The following is a 17,800-nucleotide window of genomic DNA, read 5'->3' as shown; positions in this document are numbered from 1 at the left end:
GGACGGCGGCGCGCATCCCGGCCACCCTCGGCGGGGGCAGGTGCGGGACCACGACCAGCGGCGGCGGACCGGGGCGGCCGTCGGCGTCGACGAGGGGGCCTGGCTCGGTACGGAAGGTGATGCCGTGCGTGTCGCGCCGCAGCCGGGTACGGGTCCACAGGTCCTCGTCGCGGCCGGCGGCGCCCACGACGACGGGGGGCGGGGCGGGGTCGGCGGGGGTGGTGCGGGCGGGGTCGGCGGTGCCGGTGGGGGCGGGGTCGGCGGCGGTGGTGCGGGCCGGGTCGGCGGCGGCACCGGTCCAGGCCGGTTCGGCGGTGCCGGTGAGCAGGCCGGTGAACAGCCGGGGGACCGGGTCGAGGAGGCCGGGTTCCAGGTCGAGGAGGAGGACGCCGGACAGGGCGGGCTCGGCGGCCGCGCAGACCAGGGCGTGGACGAGCCGCCGCACGGGGTCGGCGGCATCGTCGGCGGCGGGGTCGGCGGCGGGGGCGGGTGGCTCGGTGACCATGACCGGTTCAGACCTCGAAGAGGTCCTTGACGCGGGCCTGGTCCTCCGGCCCCCAGTCGAAGGTGCCGCCGTGGGTGGTCTCCGGCCGCCGGTGCCGCAGGGCCATCGGCAGCACCCGCAGCACGTGCCCGGGACCGACCCGGTCGGCGCCCTCCAGGGCGGCGAGGGCGCGGGCCGCCAGCGTGGCGACGATCTCCCCGCGCTGTCCCACGGCCTCGGTCCGGTCGGCCGCCTCCCCGCACAGCCGCAGCACGTCGTCCGGCACGGCGACGTCCGCCACCCGGCGCCGGGCCGCGGCCAGCCGGTCGCGGAGGGCGGCGTCGTCCCGCCGGGCGGCGGCGAGCCACTCGGAGTCCGGCCGCGCCAGCTCCTCCTCGAAGTCCAGCACGGTGCGGATCAGCCGGTAGCGGTCGCCCGCGTCCAGCTGTCCGGCGGTGACCATCATCCCGAAGCGGTCCAGCAACTGCGGTCTGAGGCCGCCCTCTTCGGGGTTCATGGTGCCGACGAGACCGAAGGAGAGGTGCCGGGCGGCGGCGAGTCCCTCGCGCTGCACCGACAGCACGCCGGTGGAGACGACGTCCAGGATGATGTCGACGAGGTGGTCGTCGAGCAGGTTGACCTCGTCGATGTAGAGCATGCCCTTGTCCGCCGCGTCCTCCAGGAGCCCGGGCTGCGGACGCGCCTCGCCGCGGATGAGGGCGTCCAGGTCCCAGCCGCCGAGGACGCGGTCGTCGGTGGCGTTGATGGGGAGGGTGACCGGCAGCTCGCCGTGGGCCATCAGCGCGAAGGCCCGCACCAGGGTGGACTTGGCGGTACCGCGCGGCCCCGCCATCAGCACGCCGCCGATCCGGGGCAGTACGTGGTTCAGCTCCAGCGCCAGCTTCAGTTCGTCCTGGCCCACGACCCGGGAGTACGGCAGGATGCGCACGCCCGGCGGGACGCCGGTCACGACGCGGCCCCGTCCGGGGCGGTCCGCCAGCGCAGGGTGATCTGGAGCTGTGCCTCGGCCCCGCTCTTGACCAGGGCGGCGACCCCGGCGTCGATCTTGATGGCGAGCTGCAGCTCGATCTCGTCCGGCCGCAGCGCCTCCTCCAGCTCCCCGAAGCGCCGTACGGCCTGTGCGGCGCACCGACTGGCGAGATCGAGCCCGTCGGTGTAAACGTCCCGGGCGACCCGGACGACACGCTGCCCGGCGCCGTCCCGGGTCTCCTCGCCGCCGTAGACGAGGTCCAGCCCGTCGTCGACAGACGTGCCGGGCTCCACGTCCACCTCGACCGGAATGGGCCCGTCCGTGCCCGCCGGAACGGGCCCCACTAAGATCACCACACGTCCCCCTGATGCAACTCACGTGTGCCGCCTGCGTGTTGAGTGACCCGGTTCATTCCCCGGTGCGCCGGGGGTTATGCGCACCGGCCGGGCGTTCAGATGACGATCAGGTGTGCTGCGGTTCGAAGTCCCAGTACGGCCGGTTGCGGGAACGGGCCGAGACGGTGTGGGAGTGCTTGCTGCCCAGGGTGGCGTCGAGGTCGGAGAGGACCTCCTGCTCGACCTTCTCCGCCTGCCGGCGGTCCCGCAGCCCTCGCAGGTCCGCCGCGTAGGCGACCCGGGTCGACAGCGTGAGCGGATGCGTGCGCCCGAGCCACTCGGTGGCCCGTGCCACCGTCTGCCGGCTCAGTTCGGCAGCGCCCTCGACGTCGCCCATGAGGTTGCGCAGCGCGGAGGCGTTCAGGGCACACCCCAGGGTCCAGGGGTGACGCTCGCCCACGGCCTCGGTCATCTCCGCCAGCGCCTGCTCGATGAGGGCGTGGCTGTGCTCCCGTTCGCCGACGTTGCGCAGGATCAGCGCCTGGTTGGCACGGGCGCCGGCGGTGAACGGATGCCCTTCGGCGTGCATCACCTCGTACCGGGCGACGACGGCCTCACTCAGTTCGCGGGCCTGGTCGATATCGCCGTGTTCACGGGCGTAGCAGCTCTGGCCGGTGGCGAAGATCAGCGTCAGCGGATGGGTCTCGCCGAGCACCCGCTCGCCCCGCTCCAGGACGCTGGCGAACAGCGCGCCGGGCTCCTGGGGGCCCTCGCCGCGGTCCCGCCTGCGGTCGCGGTCGCCCATGCGGTACCGGCACATGGCGAGGTTGTACTCGGCCCTGAGGGTCTGCTGGTTGTCACGGCCGAGCACGGTCCGCGCCTCGTGGACGTTCTTGCTCTGGATCGACTCCGCCTCGCCGTAGCGGCCGAGCAGCCGCAGGTCGTTGGCGTACTGGATCTCCGAGTTGAGCGTGAAGGTGTGCCGGGCCCGCAGGAACTGCCGGCGTGCCTCCATGGTCTGCTTGTCGACGTCCAGGGCCTCCCGGTACCAGCCGAGCAGCCGCAGGGAGACGGCCAGGTTGTTCTGCGCGTTGAGGGTGCGCGAGTCCTGTTCGCCGAGGAGTTCGCGGTAGGTGGCCAGCACCCACTGGGACATCTCCAGCGCCTCGTCGTAGCGGGCGAGGCCGCGCAGGTCGGCGGCGAGGCCGGAGGCGGCGCGCAGGTACTCCAGGTCCTGTTCCCCGCGCTCTTCGCGCAGGTGGTCGACGGCGGCCCGGCTGAGCGACTCGCTGCGGGTGTAGTCGCCGCTGCCGCGCAGCAGGTTGGTGTAGTGGTACGCCAGTTCCCAGATCCGCGGGTGCGTCTCGCCGAGCAGGGGGCGCCATGCCTTCATGGCGCGCTCCGCGAGCTTGACGCCGGAGCGGTACTCGCCGGAGAAGTACATGTAGCGCAGGCAGTTGAAGACCAGGCGCTGCACCTGCGGGTCGCGGCTCTGGAGGACGTCGGCGTGCTTGAGGTGCGGGGCGATCTCGGCGTAGCCGGGCCACAGGTCGGGGTCGGTGGGCCGGCGCGGGTCGGCGGCGGCGAGGGCCCGGCGGACGACGTCGACGAACTCCTTGCGGTCGGCCTCCGGCATGTCGTTGTTGACGATCTGGTGCACCATGCGGTGCAGGTACAGCGACTCGCCCGAGGACGCCGACTCGTCACCGGACATCTCGTGGGACTCCAGGCGCACCACGGAGTACGTACGCAGCTGGTTGATCGCCCGGTTCCACAGCAAGGGGTCGTTGAAGAGCCGGACGAGCTGTTCCGGCAGTTCGTCGCCCGGGGTCTCGCGCAGCATCCGTACGGGGATGAAGCCGGGGGCGAAGAAGGTGCACAGCCGCAGCAGGTCGACGGATTCCGGGACGGTGTCGCGGAGCTTGTTCAGCAGTATCGACCAGGCGGTCTGGAAGGCGAGCGGGAAGTCCGCCGACACCTTGACCACATGGCCGTCGACGCCGTCCTCCAGCATGCCGATGTACCGCTCCACCGACATGTCGGAGTCGTTGAGCCAGCCGGCCGTCTGGTCGAGGAGCAGCGGCAGGTCCTCCAGCGCCTCCGCCAGCTTGTGCGCCTCCGGCTCGGTCAGCCGCGGCGCGCGGCGCCGGATGAAGGCGACCGACTCGTCCCGGGCGTAGACCGGCACTTCCAGCAGGCGGCTGTTGTGCTCGCTCCACTCGGGGTTGCGGGAGGTGATGATGACGTGGCCGGGGCCGCTGGGCACCATGTCCCAGATCTGGTCCGGTTCGTCCGCGCCGTCCAGGATCAGCAGCCAGCGCGAGTAGGGATCGCCGCGGCGCAGGGAGTCGCGGACGGCGCGCAGCCGCTCGCCGTACTCCTGGCCCGTCTGCAGGCCCAGTTTGGGTGCCAGTTCCGCGAGTTGGCGCCGGTAGGTGACCCGGCTCTCCGCGTTGACCCACCAGACCACGTCGTACTCGGAGCCGAACCGGTGCGCGTACTCGGCCGCCAGCTGGGTCTTGCCGACGCCGGACATGCCGAAGAACGTGACGACGCCGGCGCCGGGTTCGGCGTTCTGGAGCTGGGTGTACGCCTCGTTGAAGAGGGGTTCGCGGCCGGTGAAGCGGGTGTTGCGGCGCGGTACGGAGCCCCAGACGTCCGGCATCGAGGCGGGGAAGCGCGGTCCCCGGCGCGCCGTGGCGGCCGGCTCGGGCAGCGGCTCGGACGGCAGGTCGAGCCGGTCAAGCAGGCGCCGTTCGGCCTCCTCGGCGCCCATGTTGGTCAGGCCCACCGGTCCGAGCACCGCCGCGGCCGACGGGATGGTGGCCGTGGTGACGGAGACGGCGGCGAAGCGGGACGGGTCGGGGGCGACGACCTCGCGCAGCGCCTCGTTCCACTCCTCGTGGGACCGCGGCCCGAGCTGGAAGTACCACTCGCTGACAACGATCAGGATGCGGCCCTCGGCGAGCTTCAGGTCGTCCAGCAGGTCCACCAGAGGGACGTCCGCCGGGGACTCCCAGCGCAGATACACCACCCGCAGCCCGCGCCGCTCCAGCCGGTCTCCGATCCAGGCCGCCCAGGCCCGGTTGAAGCCGGCGAAGTGGATGGTGACGGTCTGTTTCGCGGCCCCCCTCTCGGTCGGCCCGACCGGCTTACGAGCTCCAGACATGCAGCGGCCTCCAGCGCGCGTGATACCACAGATCCTAGGACCTCGGCGCGTCGTACGTAAGGTCATGCGTGAGTCCTACGCGGGTCCGTCGGCTCGACGGGGACGTACCTCGGTCAGACGATCTTTCCGCACCTGGGCGGCGCGCGCAGGCATCCTCACTCATTCGGCCGTGGGAGTGCGGAAGCGCGGCGCTGGATCCACAGGGCGCGCGCCGATTTCACATACGCCTGCGCGCGGGCCGTGTGGTCCCGGGGCGCGGGATGGTCGGCCATGCGCTGGTAGGTGGCGGCCATCTCGTCGACGAAGCGGCGGCCGGGCACGGTGAGGTCGGGCGAGCCGACGAGGGCGGGCAGGGCGGCGCCGACCTGGGCGTGGTAGCGGGCGTGCTGGGCCCAGGCCCAGTCGCGCTCCGGCGGGCGGGTGAGCAGGGCCCGGCGCTGGTAGTACGAGGCCATGGCGAGGTGGGAGTAGGTGCCCTGGAGCAGGCCGTCGTAGGGGCGGGGGTCGGGCCGCCAGGGGGCGAAGTAGCGGGCCTCGGGGCCGGCCCGGTGCAGGGTCACCAGGTCGGTGAGGGCGGCGAGTTTGGCGTGCTGGAGTTCGTGGACGAGGGTCGCGGCGAAGGTCACCGGGTCGGGGGGCGTACTGCTGAGCAGGGCGCCGAACGCCTCGCGGCGGGTGGCGCTGCAACTGCCCCGGCCGGTGCCGATGTCGGGCGGCATCTCCAGCGGGACCAGGCAGCGCAGCAGCGCCGCGGCCTCGGTGAGGCGGTGGGCGCCGCCCGAGCGCAGGGCGACGGCCGTGCCGTTCCAGGCCTGGAGCCACCGTTTGCGTTCCGCGTCGTCGAGGGTGGCCGCGCCGCTGAGGCTGCCCCGGTGGGTGCTGTAGGGCGGCTCGCGGTACGGGTCGAGGTCGTCGAGGGGCATGGGCGGGGCGGACGGGAGCAGTCCGGGGAGCGCGTGCGCCGGCGTCCACGCGGGGGCGCCCGACCAGGCGCCGGTGCCGTTCTCCAGGTGGACGCGGACGTCGGGCGCGTCGGGCTGGCGGATGGTCAGGACGCCGTCCCGGTGGGTGACGTCGACCGGTACGTCGCCGTAGGCCGCCGTGTGGAGGGCGCCGAGGGACGGGAGGGTGAGGACGCCTGCGCGGGCGGTCAGCCGGGTGGCGAACGGCAGGCCCGCCTCGGCGGCGGCGACGGCGGCGACCGCGCTGAAGTGGGCGAGGTCGCGCCGCAGGACCCGGGCCTCGGCCGGGGTCCCGCGCCCCGCGTCCAGACCGCGCAGGCAGGACCGCGCCCAGGGGCCGGTGAGGGGGTGGAACAGCCGGGCACGGGCGGGGGTGAGGGGGCGCTCCGCCCCCGTCCCCTGTACCGGGTCCGCGGCGGCAGTGGCCGCGTCGGCGTCCGCCAGCATCGCCCAGTCCTCCCGCAACCGTGCCTTCCGCCCCGCGTCGCACACCGCCGGGCCGGCCGCCTCGGCCGCGTCGAGCACGGCGCGCAGCACCAGCAGCCGCCGGGTGTCCTGGTCGCGCACGAGGAGGCCGAGCGCGTCGGGGCCGCCCTCGGTACGGGCCAGTTCGGCCAGGATCTGGTCCGGGACCGTCGGGAACATCACGGAGCGCTCCCTTCGCGCGGGGACAGCGGGGACAGCGGGGACGACGGGGACGGTGAGGACAGCGGCGACGACGGGGACACCGCAGCCGGTACGACTGCCGGTACGGCTGCCGCCGCCCCCGCCAGCCGCCCGGCCACGTGCCGGATGAAGCGCTGGAGGTCGGCGCAGTACACGGACGGATTCCGGAAGCCGTGTCCGGCCCGGTAGCGGTGGGCGTAGTGACCGCCGCCGCAGACGCGCAGCAGCGGACACGCCCGGCACTGCCCGGCGAGGGCGTCCGCGCCCGCCTGCCGGGCGGCCACGCCCGGGTGCCGCAGGGCCTCGTCGAAGGCATGGCGGAAGATGTCGAGGCCGGTCTCGGCGGCGCCCGGGTAGGCCGACTTGAGGGAGTCGACCTGCTCGATGGACCCGTCGGTCTCCACCACGACCGCGTCGAACGGCGCGAGGCCCAGCGCCTCGCCGGCCGCCGGCAGGCCCAGCAGCAGCGCCACGCACTCCTCGAAGAGCCGCACCCGCGTCTCGCGCCGGCCCGCCGCCCACCAGCGGTCGAAGACGGCGCACAGCCAGTCACCGTAGCGGGCGCCGGTCTGCCCCGGCGGGCGGGCCGACCAGTTGCCGTGCGGCAGCAGCAGGTCCAGGGCGGGCGGACGCAGGGCGAGGAGCGACTCGTACGTCTCGACCGGGTCCAGCTCCGGGTCGACGACGGTCAGGACACCCGCGTACGACGCCGGGAACCGGTCGGCGACCAGCCGGGCGCCCCGGACCGCCGCCGGCCAGGACGGACGCCCCGCGTGGTCGACGCGCCGCCGGTTGTGCGCGGCGGTGCCGCCGTCGAGGCTGATGCCGACGCGGACGCCGGCGTCGGTCAGTACGCGCAGGCGGTCCTCGGTCAGGAGCGTGCCGTTGGTCTGCACGACGGCGTGCACGGCGCACCCGGCGGGAGCGCGCTCGCGCACCCGGTCGGTGAACCGGGCGAGGGTGCCGGCGCCCGCCAGCAGGGGCTCACCGCCGTGCAGGACCAGGGCGAGGTCGCCGAGGGCGTGCGCGCGGGCGTGCTCGGCGATGCGGCCCGCGGTGCGCTCCAGGACGTCGGCGGAGGCGGCGGCGGGGCGGTCGCGCCAGCCGCTGTCGGGGCCTTCGTACAGGTAGCAGTAGGTGCAGGCGAGGTTGCAGCGGCCGTGCGTCTTGACGATGAACTGCCGGAAGGGAATGGGCTGTCCGGACACTCCTGCACCCACCCCCGCCATGCCGTACGCCCCCGCGCCACGGCGCTTGCCGTATGAAACGAACTGCCCGGCGCGGCACCCGGCCGAAACCCGGGGCCGTCGAACTTGGCCTGATCAGAACGAGTTGTCGAACCCCCACATCATGTCGCTCGGCTCCGCCGCCCGGTCCCGCAGTTCGCGGAGCACTTCCCGCAGTACCGGGTGGTCGATCGACCCCAGCTCCGCGAGCCCCAGTGCCAGCAGGTCCGGCAGCGGCTCCCCGGCGCCGGACTCGTACGCTGCGCCCATGTCCCCGTTCCTCTCCCTCGGTCCCCTCGGACCCCTCGGTCCTACAGGCCCCCTCGGTACACCCGGCCGGTGAACCGCCCGGTGTGCCCGGTGTGCCCGGTGTCTCATTCCAGTTCGGCCAGCCGCTGCGCGGTCTGCTGTGCCGTCGGTTCGCCCGTGCCCAGCCGGTCCTGCGGCAGCCGGGCCCACTGGGCGCGGGCCGCCCGGTAGGCGTCCCGGGCCGCCCGGGGACGCGCCGCCGCTTCGAAGGACATACCCCGCCAGTGGTGTGCCTGCGCGGCCAGTTCCACGGCCTCCTGGCGCCGGCGCTCCGTTTCGGCCTCCCGCTCGGCGTGCCCGGCGGACTCGGCGGCGGCCCGGAAGACGTCGGCCGCCACGTCCAGCCGGGTCGCCCGGCCCAGGTTCTGGTACGCCTCGAACTGCGCCTGCCCCAGCTCCAGCCGGCAGCGCGCCGCCAGCAGCGGGTCGTCCGCGTCGGCCGCCGCCAGCCCGAGGAGGTGCTCGGCCTCCCGCAGGTCCACCCGGTCGCCGCGCACCTGGTACCGGTGCATGAGCGCCCGTCCGAGCAGCAGCAGCCGGTGGGCCGCGAGCGGGCTGCCCGCCGGGGTCTCCATCCGGCAGTCCCGCAGCACCCGGATCGCCCGGGACAGCCGTTCCCGGGACCGCGCGCCGCTCTCCAGGGCCGCCAGCCTGAGCAGTACCTCGCCCCACTCGGCGAGCACGTCGGCGTGCGCGGGCGCGTCCCGGGGCATCCACTGCGCGGCCTGCCCGAACCACTCCGCGGCCCGCTGCAGTTCGGCCGGTTCCCCGGAGTCGGCGTACCGCGCCTCGGCGATCCGCCCGGCCCGCACCAGCAGCGCGGCCCGCTGCCCCTGCTCCCGTACGACGCCCAGGGCCTCGTCGACGCGGGCCCGCGCCACGTCGAGCGGGCCGCCCGCCCGCAGCAGCGCGTCCACCAGGTCGGTCAGGGTCCGCACCCGGGCCCGGGCGGCCTCGGTGGTGGCGGCGCCGTCGGCGGGGGCGCCGGCCTCCAGCGCCCGGCCCAGCGAGTGCGCCGCCTGCTGCGCGTAGAGCCGGCTCTGCGGCGGGTCGGTCGTCACCTCCGCCAGCCGCAGCAGCACCCGGCCGTGGGCGAGCGGGAGTTCGGCCGGCCGGCCGTGCCGGTCGGGCCAGGCGTCGGCGAACGCCTCCAGCATGCCGACCGCGCCCTGGAGCAGCGCGCTGTCCCGGCCGAGGCGCCACTGGGCCTCCAGGGCGCCGACCCGCTCCAGGGTGAGTTCCAGCGCCTCCCGCTCGTCCAGGCCGGGGGCGGCGCAGGCCACGGCGTACTCCCGGTCGGCGCGGCGCAGCAGCTCCTGGGCTCCGGACCGGTCGCCGCGCTGCCGGGCGTCGGTGGCGGCGGCGTGCAGCACGCGCGCGAGGACGGCGCGTTCGCGCAGGGCGTGCGGGTGCGCGGCGGCGCGCTCGGCGGCCTGTTCGGCCTCGCTCAGCAGGGCGTCGCCGCCCTGCACCTCCCACAGGCGCAGCGTGCAGTGCGCGTACTCCGCCCACAGCGTGGGGTCGGTGCCGGCCGTGCCCTGGTGTTCGGTGGCGCCGCGCAGCAACTGCACCGCGTCGATGAGGTCCTGCACCATGCCCTCGTCGTCGAACCGGGCGAGCAGGTCGCGGGCCCGGATGACGGCCTGGTGCGGGGGCCGGTCGGCGGGCGGCACGGCCGTGCGGCCGGGGTAGGCGGAGCGGCCGTCGTACAGGGCGAACTGCTCGGGCAGCGGCATGAACCGCTCCAGGACCCGGGCGGCGATCTCCGCGAAGGGCTGCGGCACCCGGTCGGCCTCGCCACCGCCGCCGTCGTCGCCGTTCTCGGGGTCCCCGGTGACGTAGCGGACGCCGCGGCCCTGGGTGCGCCCCGTACCACCGGCGCCGCTGCCGCCACTGCCGCCGCTACCGCCACTGCCTCCGCCGCCGCCGTCGCCGTCGCCGAGCTGGGCCAGGGCGAGGGCGGGGAAGTTGGGGCCGCCCTTGCCGAAGCGCTGCTCGATGTACTCCGAGCAGTGCTTGAGCACGAGCATGGCCTCGTCGCGGCCGAGGCGGGACAGCAGGGCCTCGCGCACGTCCGGTTCGATCTCGTACCACTGGACGCCGTCCGTGCCGTACTCCGGGCCGGCGCGGGTGACCAAGCCGCTGACCAGCACCTCGGCCAGCTCGGACGGGCCGGAGCCGGGCAGCATGGTGCGCTGCACCAGGTGCATCACCGGCAGGCACAGCGGCGCCGCCGCGAGGTAGACGGCGAGCCGCCCGGCGGCCGGGGAGGCGACGGAGGTGAACCGGCTGACCCGCTGGTACGGCGTCCGCTGCCGGTCCGCGCGCGGCGCCGGGGCGGGCGGCTGAGCGGCCCGTACCCAGCCCACGGCGCCCGGCACCGGACCGGTGCCGGCCCCGGACAGCAGCCGGGCCCAGGCGCCGAGGGCGACCGGCTCGGGCGGCAGCACGGGCACCGGCAGCGCGCCCCGGCGGGCGGCGGCGGGCCGTCCGCCGGGGACGCGTACGCGCAAGGAGGCGGCGCCGCTGAGGGTGTCGCCGCGGGACAGCTCGCCGAAGGTGACGGGCAGCCGGGTGCGGTTCCACATGCGCTGCGGCAGCGGCTGGAGGACGGCGACGGGGCCCTGCCGGGAGAGGTGGTGGAGCAGCCGGTGGGCGTGGCCGCTGTGCCAGAGCGGGCCCGCGCAGTCGCTGACGAACAGGACGATCCGGCGTCCGGTCGGGTCGCTGAGCCGGTCCGCGGAGTGCAGCGGCGCGGTGTGCGGGTCCGGGCTGCGGCTGACCGCGGCGCCGCCGTCCGGGCTCTGGTGCAGATGGCTGACCTCGATGTCCGAAAAGGCGCCCAACTGGCCGAAGATCTGCTCCAGTTCGCCGAACAGCCGGCCCCACACCCGCATCGAGGAGGAGGCGTCGAGGACGAGGTGCAGCCGGGCGTCGCGCCGGGTCACCGAGCGGTGGACGGGCAGGATCAGTCCGCCGGCCTGGGCGCTCTGCTCGGCCGTGGCGACCTCGTCCAGCTCGGTGCGCCGGGGCGGGGCGGGGCTGCGGTAGCCCTGCAACGGGCGCAAGGCGCGCTGGAGTTCGAGCGGGGAGGGCAGGACGGGGGCGGCGGGTACGCCCACCGGCAGCGCGCGGGCCCGCCCGGTACCGCCCGACGCCCCGGCGCGCGGCACCGGGTAGAGGGCCACGCGCCGGTCGGCCGGGTCGGCGGGGGGCGGTTCCTCGGGCACGGCGGACCGGGCCCCGTCGTCCGGCCGCGGGGCCGGGGGCCGGTCGCGCGGCGGGACCGGCGGTGGTTTCGGCCGGCCGTCCCGCGGCTCCGGTACGTCCGCGGCGTCGGCGGGGCGGGCCCAGCCGGCCAGCCACAGGGCGTCGCGGAGCTGCTCGGCGTCCGGATCGAGGCCGATCTCCCGCAGCCGGCGGACCAGTTCGGCGAGGGGGCCGGCGTCGGGCGGGCCGGGGTGCCCGGGGCCGTGACGTGCCGCTGCGTCGGGCATCAGCACGTCACCTCGGGCGGTCGAGCCGCTGGATGAGCAGGTCGGCGAGCCGGTCGCGGCTGGGCGCGGCCGCGGCGCCGGTGAGGTAGATGGCGTTCAGCAGCTGGTCCGCCGCCAGCAGTTCGCTGCGGGACCGCTCCAGGAACCGGGTGATCAGGTCGTCGCCCGCGCGCGCCGCCTCGTCGCCCAGATGGGCCCGTACGAAGGTGGCGAGCCGCCGGTGGTCGGGGCGGCCCAGCTCCAGGTGGATGCAACGGCGCATCAGGGGCGGCGGGAAGTCCCGCTCGCCGTTGCTGGTCAGCACCACGAAGGGGAAGGCACGGCAGCGCACCCGGCCGTCGCGCACCCTTACCTTCACGCCGTCCGCGGTGAGCACCTCGGCCTCGCCGTCGGGGAGCCGGTCGGCGATGCGCTCCAGCTCGGGGATGGCGAACTCGCCCTCCTCCAGCACGTTCAGCAGGTCGTTGGGCAGGTCGATGTCGCTCTTGTCCAGCTCGTCGATGAGCAGCACGCGCGGGGTGTCGGACGGCAGCAGCGCGGTGCCGAGCGGGCCGAGCCGGATGTAGCTGCCGATGCCCTCCACGGCCCCCGGCGCCCCGGCCGCCGAACCGAAGCCGCCCTGCGCGGCGATCTGCACGTCCTGGAGACGGGCGATGGCGTCGTAGTGGTAGAGCCCGTCCTGGAGGCTGGACCGGCTCACGATGGACCAGCGCAGCACATTGCCCAGGCCCAGTTCGTACGCCACCGAGTGCGCCAGCGTGCTCTTGCCCGCGCCGGGGCTGCCGGTGACCAGCAGGGGGCGGCGCAGGTACAGCGCCGCGTTGATCATCTCCAGCTCCTCGGCGCCCGGCCGGTGCAGCTCCGCCATGTGCCGGTGGGCACCGAGCCTGCGGTCCTCGGAACCGTCGCCCGCGCCGGCCGCCCCGTCCCGGCCGGCGAAGTCGCGCCAGGGCGGCGGGGCGGGGAGCCGCTCGATGCCGTCATGGGGCTCGCCGGCGCCCCGGTAGATGAGCCACTCACTGGATTCGGTCATGATCCGGTCCTCGTCGTCACTCGTCCACAGGGGCAGCCGCTCGAACGCCCCTCACGGTATCGATGCCCAAGGGGCCTGGTAAGGAGGCAGACGGACTCGGGGGCGGGCGGGGGCTCGGACAGGGGCGCGGGCGGGGGCGCGCCCCCGGAGGCAGGCGCGTTCAAGGAGCCTCCAGCAGGTCGCCCGCGCCCGGCAGGGGCTGGTGCGGATCGTCGTACAGCAGGGCTATCCCGGCGGCCCAGAAGGTCTCGGTCTGGCCGACGCGCAGCTTGCGGCGCAGGTCGTGCACGACCTCGGGCAGCTGGTGCGCGCTCGGCGGGCCGGCGATCTCGTCGAACGTACCGCGGTGGAACTCCCCGCAGACCTCCTCCGGCAGGCTGCGCCGGTGGCGCCACAGGGCGACGCCGAAACCACCGCGCACGATCCGGGCGAGCGCCGCGGCGTCGTCGTCGTAACGCTCGTCGCCGTAGCGGCACAGCACGGGCACCGTGCCGTACGGCAGTCCGCGCAGCTCCTCCAGGCGGGGCACGGGCTTGCGCAGTCCCTCGTCGCAGTCGAGGACCTCGACCGAAGCCCGGTGCATGTGCAGCCAGCGCCAGCGGGCCCGGCGCTCCTCCTCGGGGTCGGGCGGCCGGGGCACGCCGTCGTCCCCGTAGGCGTGGCCGTCCGCGTCCGCACCCTCGTACCCGTACTGGTACTGGTACTCGCCCTCGTACGCGTACTCGTCCTCGTCCTCGTCCTCGGCCAAGGCGTCGTCCTCGGCGAGCCGGCCGCGGTCGGAGCAGCGCAGCACGACCGGGCGCAGCGCGCCCACCGGCTGCGCGTCCGGGCCCAGCCGCCACTCGTCGGCCGCCAGCCGGCCGAGCAGGGAGTACGGCAGGGCGACCTGGAGGACGGCGGGCCGGCCAGGTTCGTCGCAGTGCCGGAACGCCTCGGTGAGCGGGGTCGCGAGCCGCTCGGCGAGCCGCCCCAGCGGGGCCTGCTCGCCGTCGTCGAGGCGGCGCGCCTCGGTGTCGGGCGAGAGGACGGAGACCGACCAGTCGCAGTGGTCCGGCTCCCAGTGCCGCTGCTCCAGCTCGACCAGCACGGCCGGCCGCGCCGCCGCCGGCCGCCCGTGGGCCGTGCCGGGCGCGCCCCGCCGCACGCGCGGCCCCCGCCGGCTCAGCCCGCGGGCCCGCTGCGCGGCCAGTTCCCGGCGCTGGCGGGCACCGAGCCGCTGCACGGCCTGCCACACCCAGTCCCACAGGGCCTCCTCGGCGGCCGGGGTGCTGGGCGCGACATAGGGCCGCTCGGCGACCATGGCCTCCACCGCGTAAGCGAGGAGGAGGGCGAGCGCGCCGTCGTCGCGGACGCTCTCGTACAGGGCGCCCAGACCGTCCCGCCAGCCGCGCGGCGCGGGCAGCGACAGAGACGCCTGGAAGTCCGGCAGGCCGTCGAGGATGTCCAGCAGGGCGTGGGTGCTGACCGGCGGCGGCAGGTCGGCGAGCCGGCCGAGCAACTGCACCCGTTCGTCCGGGCTGAGCGTGCGGCCGGGCCGGGCGCCGAGCTGGCGCTGCACGTCCGCCCAGGTCTGGCGGCGCGCGTCCGGGTGGCGCTGCCGGTCCCGGTGGTAGCGGTCGTGCGCCTGGAACACCGCCTGGTACAGGTCGTCGTGCTCGGCCGTCAGGGGCTCGGCGGGCACCGGCAGCGTCCGCAGCTGTTCCAGCCCGATGGACGTGCCCCCGCGCGCGTGGTGCGCCTGGGACTTCACGAGGCCGATGACCTCGCCCCGCTCCGGGTCGATCACGGGGCCGCCCGAGACGCCGTGCGGCAGGTCGTTCTCACCGAGGCGCAGCTGCACGTCCGAGGGCCAGCCGCCGATGGTGCCCTGGACGGTGAGGGGGCCGTAGAGCATCTGGAGCCGGCCGTCCACCTCCGTCCAGCCCGCGTACAGGACCTTGCCGTCGGCGTAGTAGGCCGGCGGGCGTTCGGAGACGTACACGCACTCGTGGTCGACCGGCGCGCCCAGCCGGATCAGCGCGAGGTCCGGGGGCGGCCAGTTGCCGGCCGGGGGCGCGGGACCGTCCGGCAGCATCGCCACCACGTGGCCGGTGACGGCGGACATGCCGCGTCCCGGCGCCGGCTGGTAGACCACCGCGACCTCGCCCCCCTCCCCCTCGCATGCCACGTGCGCGCAGGTCAGAACCCAGTTGGGGGCGACGAAGAAGCCGCTCCCGAGGAACGACGCGGGTTCGTCGAGGGCATACCCGGCCCCCGACCGATGAATGCGCACGGTGGCCGCCATGACGAGGCCACTGAGCGCACGCCGGGCGGCATCGAGGGCGCTCGGTGCGCCTGGGGCGTGCCCGCTCGTCATGCCCCGCCCCCGGCCGTGGGGCTCCCGGCACCGTCGTGCCCCGCAGCGCCGGGGGACGCGCCGTCGCGCGCGCCGCCGCCCGTGCCGGACGATGTGCCCCCGGTTCCCCCGGTTCCCCCGGCGTCCTCCGTACCGTCGCCGGGCGCGTACGGCACCGCCGCTCCGCTGTTCCAGGTGAGGGTGACCGTGATGCCGGCCTTGGCCTCACCGTCGGCGAGCAGGCCGACGACCTTGCCGGCCTTGGCGGTCAGCTCGATGCCGAACTGCACGCTGACCTCGTCGGGCCGCACCGCGCGGAGCGGCTCCGCCAGCGACCGCGCCACCCCGGTCACCAGGGAGTGCAGGCTCTCCACGCTCGCCTCGACCCGCTCGGCGAACCCGGTGTCGCTGTACGCCAGCCCGCCCGGCCGCCCGGACAGCTCCTCCCCGCCCGAGATCCGGGCCCAGACCGGCGTCCCGTCCGGTAACGCGATCCGTGCGACTCTCGTCACTTCCCGTCCCATGGAAGTCCCCCGTTCCCCCGCGTCCCCCTGAAGCCGGTCGCCCTGCGAGGCTAACCGCCGGGTTCCGCCGGCGCGAGGGCTTCGGCCGCCCCACGGGGCGCACCCCTCCCTGCGCCTATCCTTTTTCCTGTCCTCTTCCGTCTTTCCCGTCCGGTTCAGCACCGGGCGGAAAGACGTCACCTCTTTTTCCCGCAGGAACAGGGTCCTTCCCGCACGGGACGCTCCCAACCCCTGCGCCGACCGACGGAGCACCATCCATGTACTTCACCGACCGCGGCATCGAGGAGCTGGAGAAGCGGCGCGGCGAGGAGGAGATCACCTTCGAGTGGCTCGCCGAGCAGCTGCGGACGTTCGTCGACCTCAACCCGGACTTCGAGGTCCCGGTGGAACGCCTGGCCACCTGGCTGGCCCGGCTGGACGACGACGAGGACGAGGAGTAGAGGCGCCCCGAGCCCGCGGAGACATGCGGAGACGTGCGGAGACCGTGCAGGGCCGTGCGGCACCACCACCCGAACGAGCGTGTTGACTTTCCCCTCGCGCGATATATCGTGAATACGAGGAGACGCGATATGGCGCGTCGTCAGGAGGTCCGCACCATGCCCGAGTGGTCCGTCACGCAACCGCGCAGGCTCACGTTCGACACCCCCGTGAGCGAACTCCACGTACGCGTCGTCGACGGCACGGTGAACGTCGTCGGCACGGAGGAGGGCCCCGCCCGGCTGGAGGTCTCCGCGATAGAGGGCGCCCCCCTGATCGTGGACCAGGAGGGCGGCACCCTCACGGTGGCCTACGAGGACCTGCCCTGGAAGGACTTCCTGAAGTGGTTCGACCGCAGGGGCCGGCGCCGCAGCGCGGTGGTCTCCCTGGCCGTCCCCGCGCACACGCGCGTGGAGGTCGGCGTGGTCGGCGCCACGGCCGTGCTCTCCGGCCTCGACGGCCACGCGGAGATCCGGGGCGTCACCGGCGACACCACCCTCGTCGGCCTCGCGGGCCCGGTACGGGCCGACACGGTCTCCGGCAGCGTGGAGGCCCAGGCCCTCACCGGAGACCTGCGCTTCCACTCGGTCTCCGGTGACCTGACCGTCGTGGAGGCCGGCTCCTCCGTCCGGGCGGACTCGGTGAACGGTTCGATGATCGTCGACTGCGACCCGGCGAGCCGTCCCACCGACATCAGCCTGACCAACGTCTCGGGCGAGATCGCCATCCGCCTGCCCCAGCCCGCCGACGCGGAGGTGGAGGCCAACACGGCCAGCGGCGCGGTCTCCAGCGCCTTCGAGGACCTCGAGGTCACCGGCCAGTGGGGCGCCAAGCGGATCACCGGACGCCTGGGCGCGGGCACCGGCCGTCTGAAGGCGACCACGGTCACGGGCTCGATCGCGCTGCTGCGCCGCCCGCCGGCGGAAGCGGAGCACCCCCCGGCGGACGCGACGGCGAACTCCCCGGCGGACGCCGCGGCCGGCCCCCCGGCCGACGGCCCGACGACCGACAAGAAGGTGCTCTGACATGCCCCCCGTCTTCGCCCACGGCCGCCTCCGCCTCTACCTCCTGAAGCTGCTCGACGAGGCCCCCCGCCACGGCTACGAGGTCATCCGCCTCCTCGAAGAACGCTTCCAGGGCCTGTACGCCCCCTCGGCCGGCACGGTCTACCCCCGCCTGGCCAAGCTGGAGGCCGAGGGCCTGGTCACCCACACCACCGAGGGCGGCCGCAAGGTGTACTCCATCACCGACGCCGGCCGCGCCGAACTGGCCGACCGCAGTGCCGAACTGGCCGATCTGGAACTGGAGATCCGGGAGTCGGTCGCCGAACTGGCCGCCGAGATCCAGGCCGACGTACGGGGCGCGGCGGGCGACCTGCGCCGCGAGATGCGCGCGGCGGCCTCCGCGGCCCGCCGGGGCGCCGGAACCACCTCCGCCGACCACGAGACATCCGAGGCGTGGCGCACCGCCAAGGAGGAGATGCGCCGCGTCAAGCAGGAGTGGAAGGAACAGGCCCGCCGCGCCAAGGACGAGAGCCGCCGGGCCCGCGACGAGGCCCAGCGGGCCCGCCGCCAGGCGAAGGAGGCCCAGGAGTGGGCCCGGACCCAGGCCCAGGAGGAGGTCCAGCGCATCGCCCGCCGCGTCCAGGAGCAGGTACAGGACCATTTCGTCCGGGGCGACTGGCCGACGGGCCTGCGCGAGGGCCTGAGCGAACTGGCCAAGGAGGTAGGGGACTTCGGCAAGGACTGGCCGTTCACCCGCACCACCCCCGCACACCCCACCCCCTCAGACC

The 17,800-nt window shown here is 75.0% G+C and carries 13 protein-coding genes and 1 pseudogene; 3 read left to right on the top strand and 11 right to left on the bottom strand.

Annotated elements, in window-relative coordinates:
• From J7I94_RS28515 to J7I94_RS28465, 11 genes and pseudogenes are all read right to left on the bottom strand, one after another.
• Window positions 1-505, bottom strand: a pseudogene (locus J7I94_RS28515) (hypothetical protein); the annotation flags it as partial.
• A 7-nt stretch (window positions 506-512) separates the two neighbouring features.
• Complete coding sequence (locus tag J7I94_RS28510) at window positions 513-1,454, bottom strand: AAA family ATPase (RefSeq protein WP_215171527.1); 942 nt, start codon at window positions 1,452-1,454, stop codon at window positions 513-515.
• Window positions 1,451-1,831 (bottom strand): CU044_2847 family protein, encoded by a 381-nt coding sequence (locus tag J7I94_RS28505; protein ID WP_308114734.1) that lies wholly within the window; start codon window positions 1,829-1,831, stop codon window positions 1,451-1,453. The genes J7I94_RS28510 and J7I94_RS28505 overlap by 4 nt, the downstream gene beginning before the upstream one ends.
• 106 nt (window positions 1,832-1,937) lie before the next feature.
• Window positions 1,938-4,979, bottom strand: coding sequence for an FxSxx-COOH system tetratricopeptide repeat protein (gene fxsT / locus J7I94_RS28500; RefSeq protein WP_215171525.1), 3,042 nt, complete (start codon window positions 4,977-4,979; stop codon window positions 1,938-1,940).
• A gap of 155 nt (window positions 4,980-5,134) precedes the next feature.
• On the bottom strand, window positions 5,135-6,586 hold the full coding sequence (locus J7I94_RS28495) for an HEXXH motif-containing putative peptide modification protein (RefSeq protein ID WP_215171531.1): 1,452 nt from the start codon (window positions 6,584-6,586) through the stop codon (window positions 5,135-5,137).
• The gene (locus J7I94_RS28490; RefSeq protein WP_215171523.1) at window positions 6,586-7,836 is read right to left on the bottom strand and encodes an FxsB family cyclophane-forming radical SAM/SPASM peptide maturase; all 1,251 of its coding nucleotides are present in this window, start codon (window positions 7,834-7,836) and stop codon (window positions 6,586-6,588) included. Before J7I94_RS28490 ends, J7I94_RS28495 begins: the two co-directional genes overlap by 1 nt.
• A 93-nt stretch (window positions 7,837-7,929) precedes the next feature.
• A complete protein-coding gene (gene fxsA / locus J7I94_RS28485) occupies window positions 7,930-8,103 on the bottom strand; it encodes an FxSxx-COOH cyclophane-containing RiPP peptide (RefSeq protein WP_215171522.1) in 174 nt (57 codons plus the stop codon).
• Window positions 8,104-8,207: 104 nt separating this feature from the next.
• A complete protein-coding gene (locus tag J7I94_RS28480) occupies window positions 8,208-11,639 on the bottom strand; it encodes an SAV_2336 N-terminal domain-related protein (RefSeq protein ID WP_215171520.1) in 3,432 nt (1,143 codons plus the stop codon).
• Window positions 11,640-11,646: 7 nt separating this feature from the next.
• Window positions 11,647-12,672 (bottom strand): MoxR family ATPase, encoded by a 1,026-nt coding sequence (locus tag J7I94_RS28475; protein WP_215171518.1) that lies wholly within the window; start codon window positions 12,670-12,672, stop codon window positions 11,647-11,649.
• A 160-nt stretch (window positions 12,673-12,832) separates the two neighbouring features.
• Window positions 12,833-14,944, bottom strand: a complete 2,112-nt coding sequence (locus J7I94_RS28470; protein ID WP_308114733.1) for a trypsin-like peptidase domain-containing protein — start codon at window positions 14,942-14,944, stop codon at window positions 12,833-12,835.
• An 80-nt stretch (window positions 14,945-15,024) separates the two neighbouring features.
• The gene (locus J7I94_RS28465) at window positions 15,025-15,531 is read right to left on the bottom strand and encodes a CU044_2847 family protein (RefSeq protein WP_215171514.1); all 507 of its coding nucleotides are present in this window, start codon (window positions 15,529-15,531) and stop codon (window positions 15,025-15,027) included.
• 257 nt (window positions 15,532-15,788) lie between these two features.
• Here J7I94_RS28465 and J7I94_RS28460 point away from each other — a divergent pair, with 257 nt between their 5' ends.
• The 3 genes from J7I94_RS28460 to J7I94_RS28450 form a co-directional block, all read left to right on the top strand.
• Window positions 15,789-15,971 (top strand): DUF6104 family protein, encoded by a 183-nt coding sequence (locus J7I94_RS28460; protein ID WP_215171512.1) that lies wholly within the window; start codon window positions 15,789-15,791, stop codon window positions 15,969-15,971.
• A gap of 156 nt (window positions 15,972-16,127) precedes the next feature.
• Complete coding sequence (locus tag J7I94_RS28455) at window positions 16,128-17,033, top strand: DUF4097 family beta strand repeat-containing protein (RefSeq protein ID WP_215171529.1); 906 nt, start codon at window positions 16,128-16,130, stop codon at window positions 17,031-17,033.
• Between the two features lies 1 nt (window position 17,034).
• A partial coding sequence (locus J7I94_RS28450) for a PadR family transcriptional regulator (RefSeq protein WP_215171510.1) occupies window positions 17,035-17,800 on the top strand: 766 nt, incomplete at its 3' end.

It is taken from the genome of Streptomyces sp. ISL-12 (assembly GCF_018614415.1).
In the GTDB taxonomy this organism is placed as follows: Bacteria; Actinomycetota; Actinomycetes; order Streptomycetales; family Streptomycetaceae; genus Streptomyces.
This window is presented reverse-complemented; position numbering and strand designations above follow the sequence as displayed.

Coding starts and splice junctions, on each gene's coding strand:
- fxsT (WP_215171525.1), bottom strand. CDS start 4,979: ATGTCTGGAGCTCGTAAGCCGGTCGGGCCGACCGAGAGGGGGGCCGCG.
- J7I94_RS28455 (WP_215171529.1), top strand. CDS start 16,128: ATGCCCGAGTGGTCCGTCACGCAACCGCGCAGGCTCACGTTCGACACC.
- J7I94_RS28460 (WP_215171512.1), top strand. CDS start 15,789: ATGTACTTCACCGACCGCGGCATCGAGGAGCTGGAGAAGCGGCGCGGC.
- J7I94_RS28480 (WP_215171520.1), bottom strand. CDS start 11,639: ATGCCCGACGCAGCGGCACGTCACGGCCCCGGGCACCCCGGCCCGCCC.
- J7I94_RS28465 (WP_215171514.1), bottom strand. CDS start 15,531: ATGGGACGGGAAGTGACGAGAGTCGCACGGATCGCGTTACCGGACGGG.
- fxsA (WP_215171522.1), bottom strand. CDS start 8,103: ATGGGCGCAGCGTACGAGTCCGGCGCCGGGGAGCCGCTGCCGGACCTG.
- J7I94_RS28495 (WP_215171531.1), bottom strand. CDS start 6,586: ATGTTCCCGACGGTCCCGGACCAGATCCTGGCCGAACTGGCCCGTACC.
- J7I94_RS28490 (WP_215171523.1), bottom strand. CDS start 7,836: ATGGCGGGGGTGGGTGCAGGAGTGTCCGGACAGCCCATTCCCTTCCGG.
- J7I94_RS28475 (WP_215171518.1), bottom strand. CDS start 12,672: ATGACCGAATCCAGTGAGTGGCTCATCTACCGGGGCGCCGGCGAGCCC.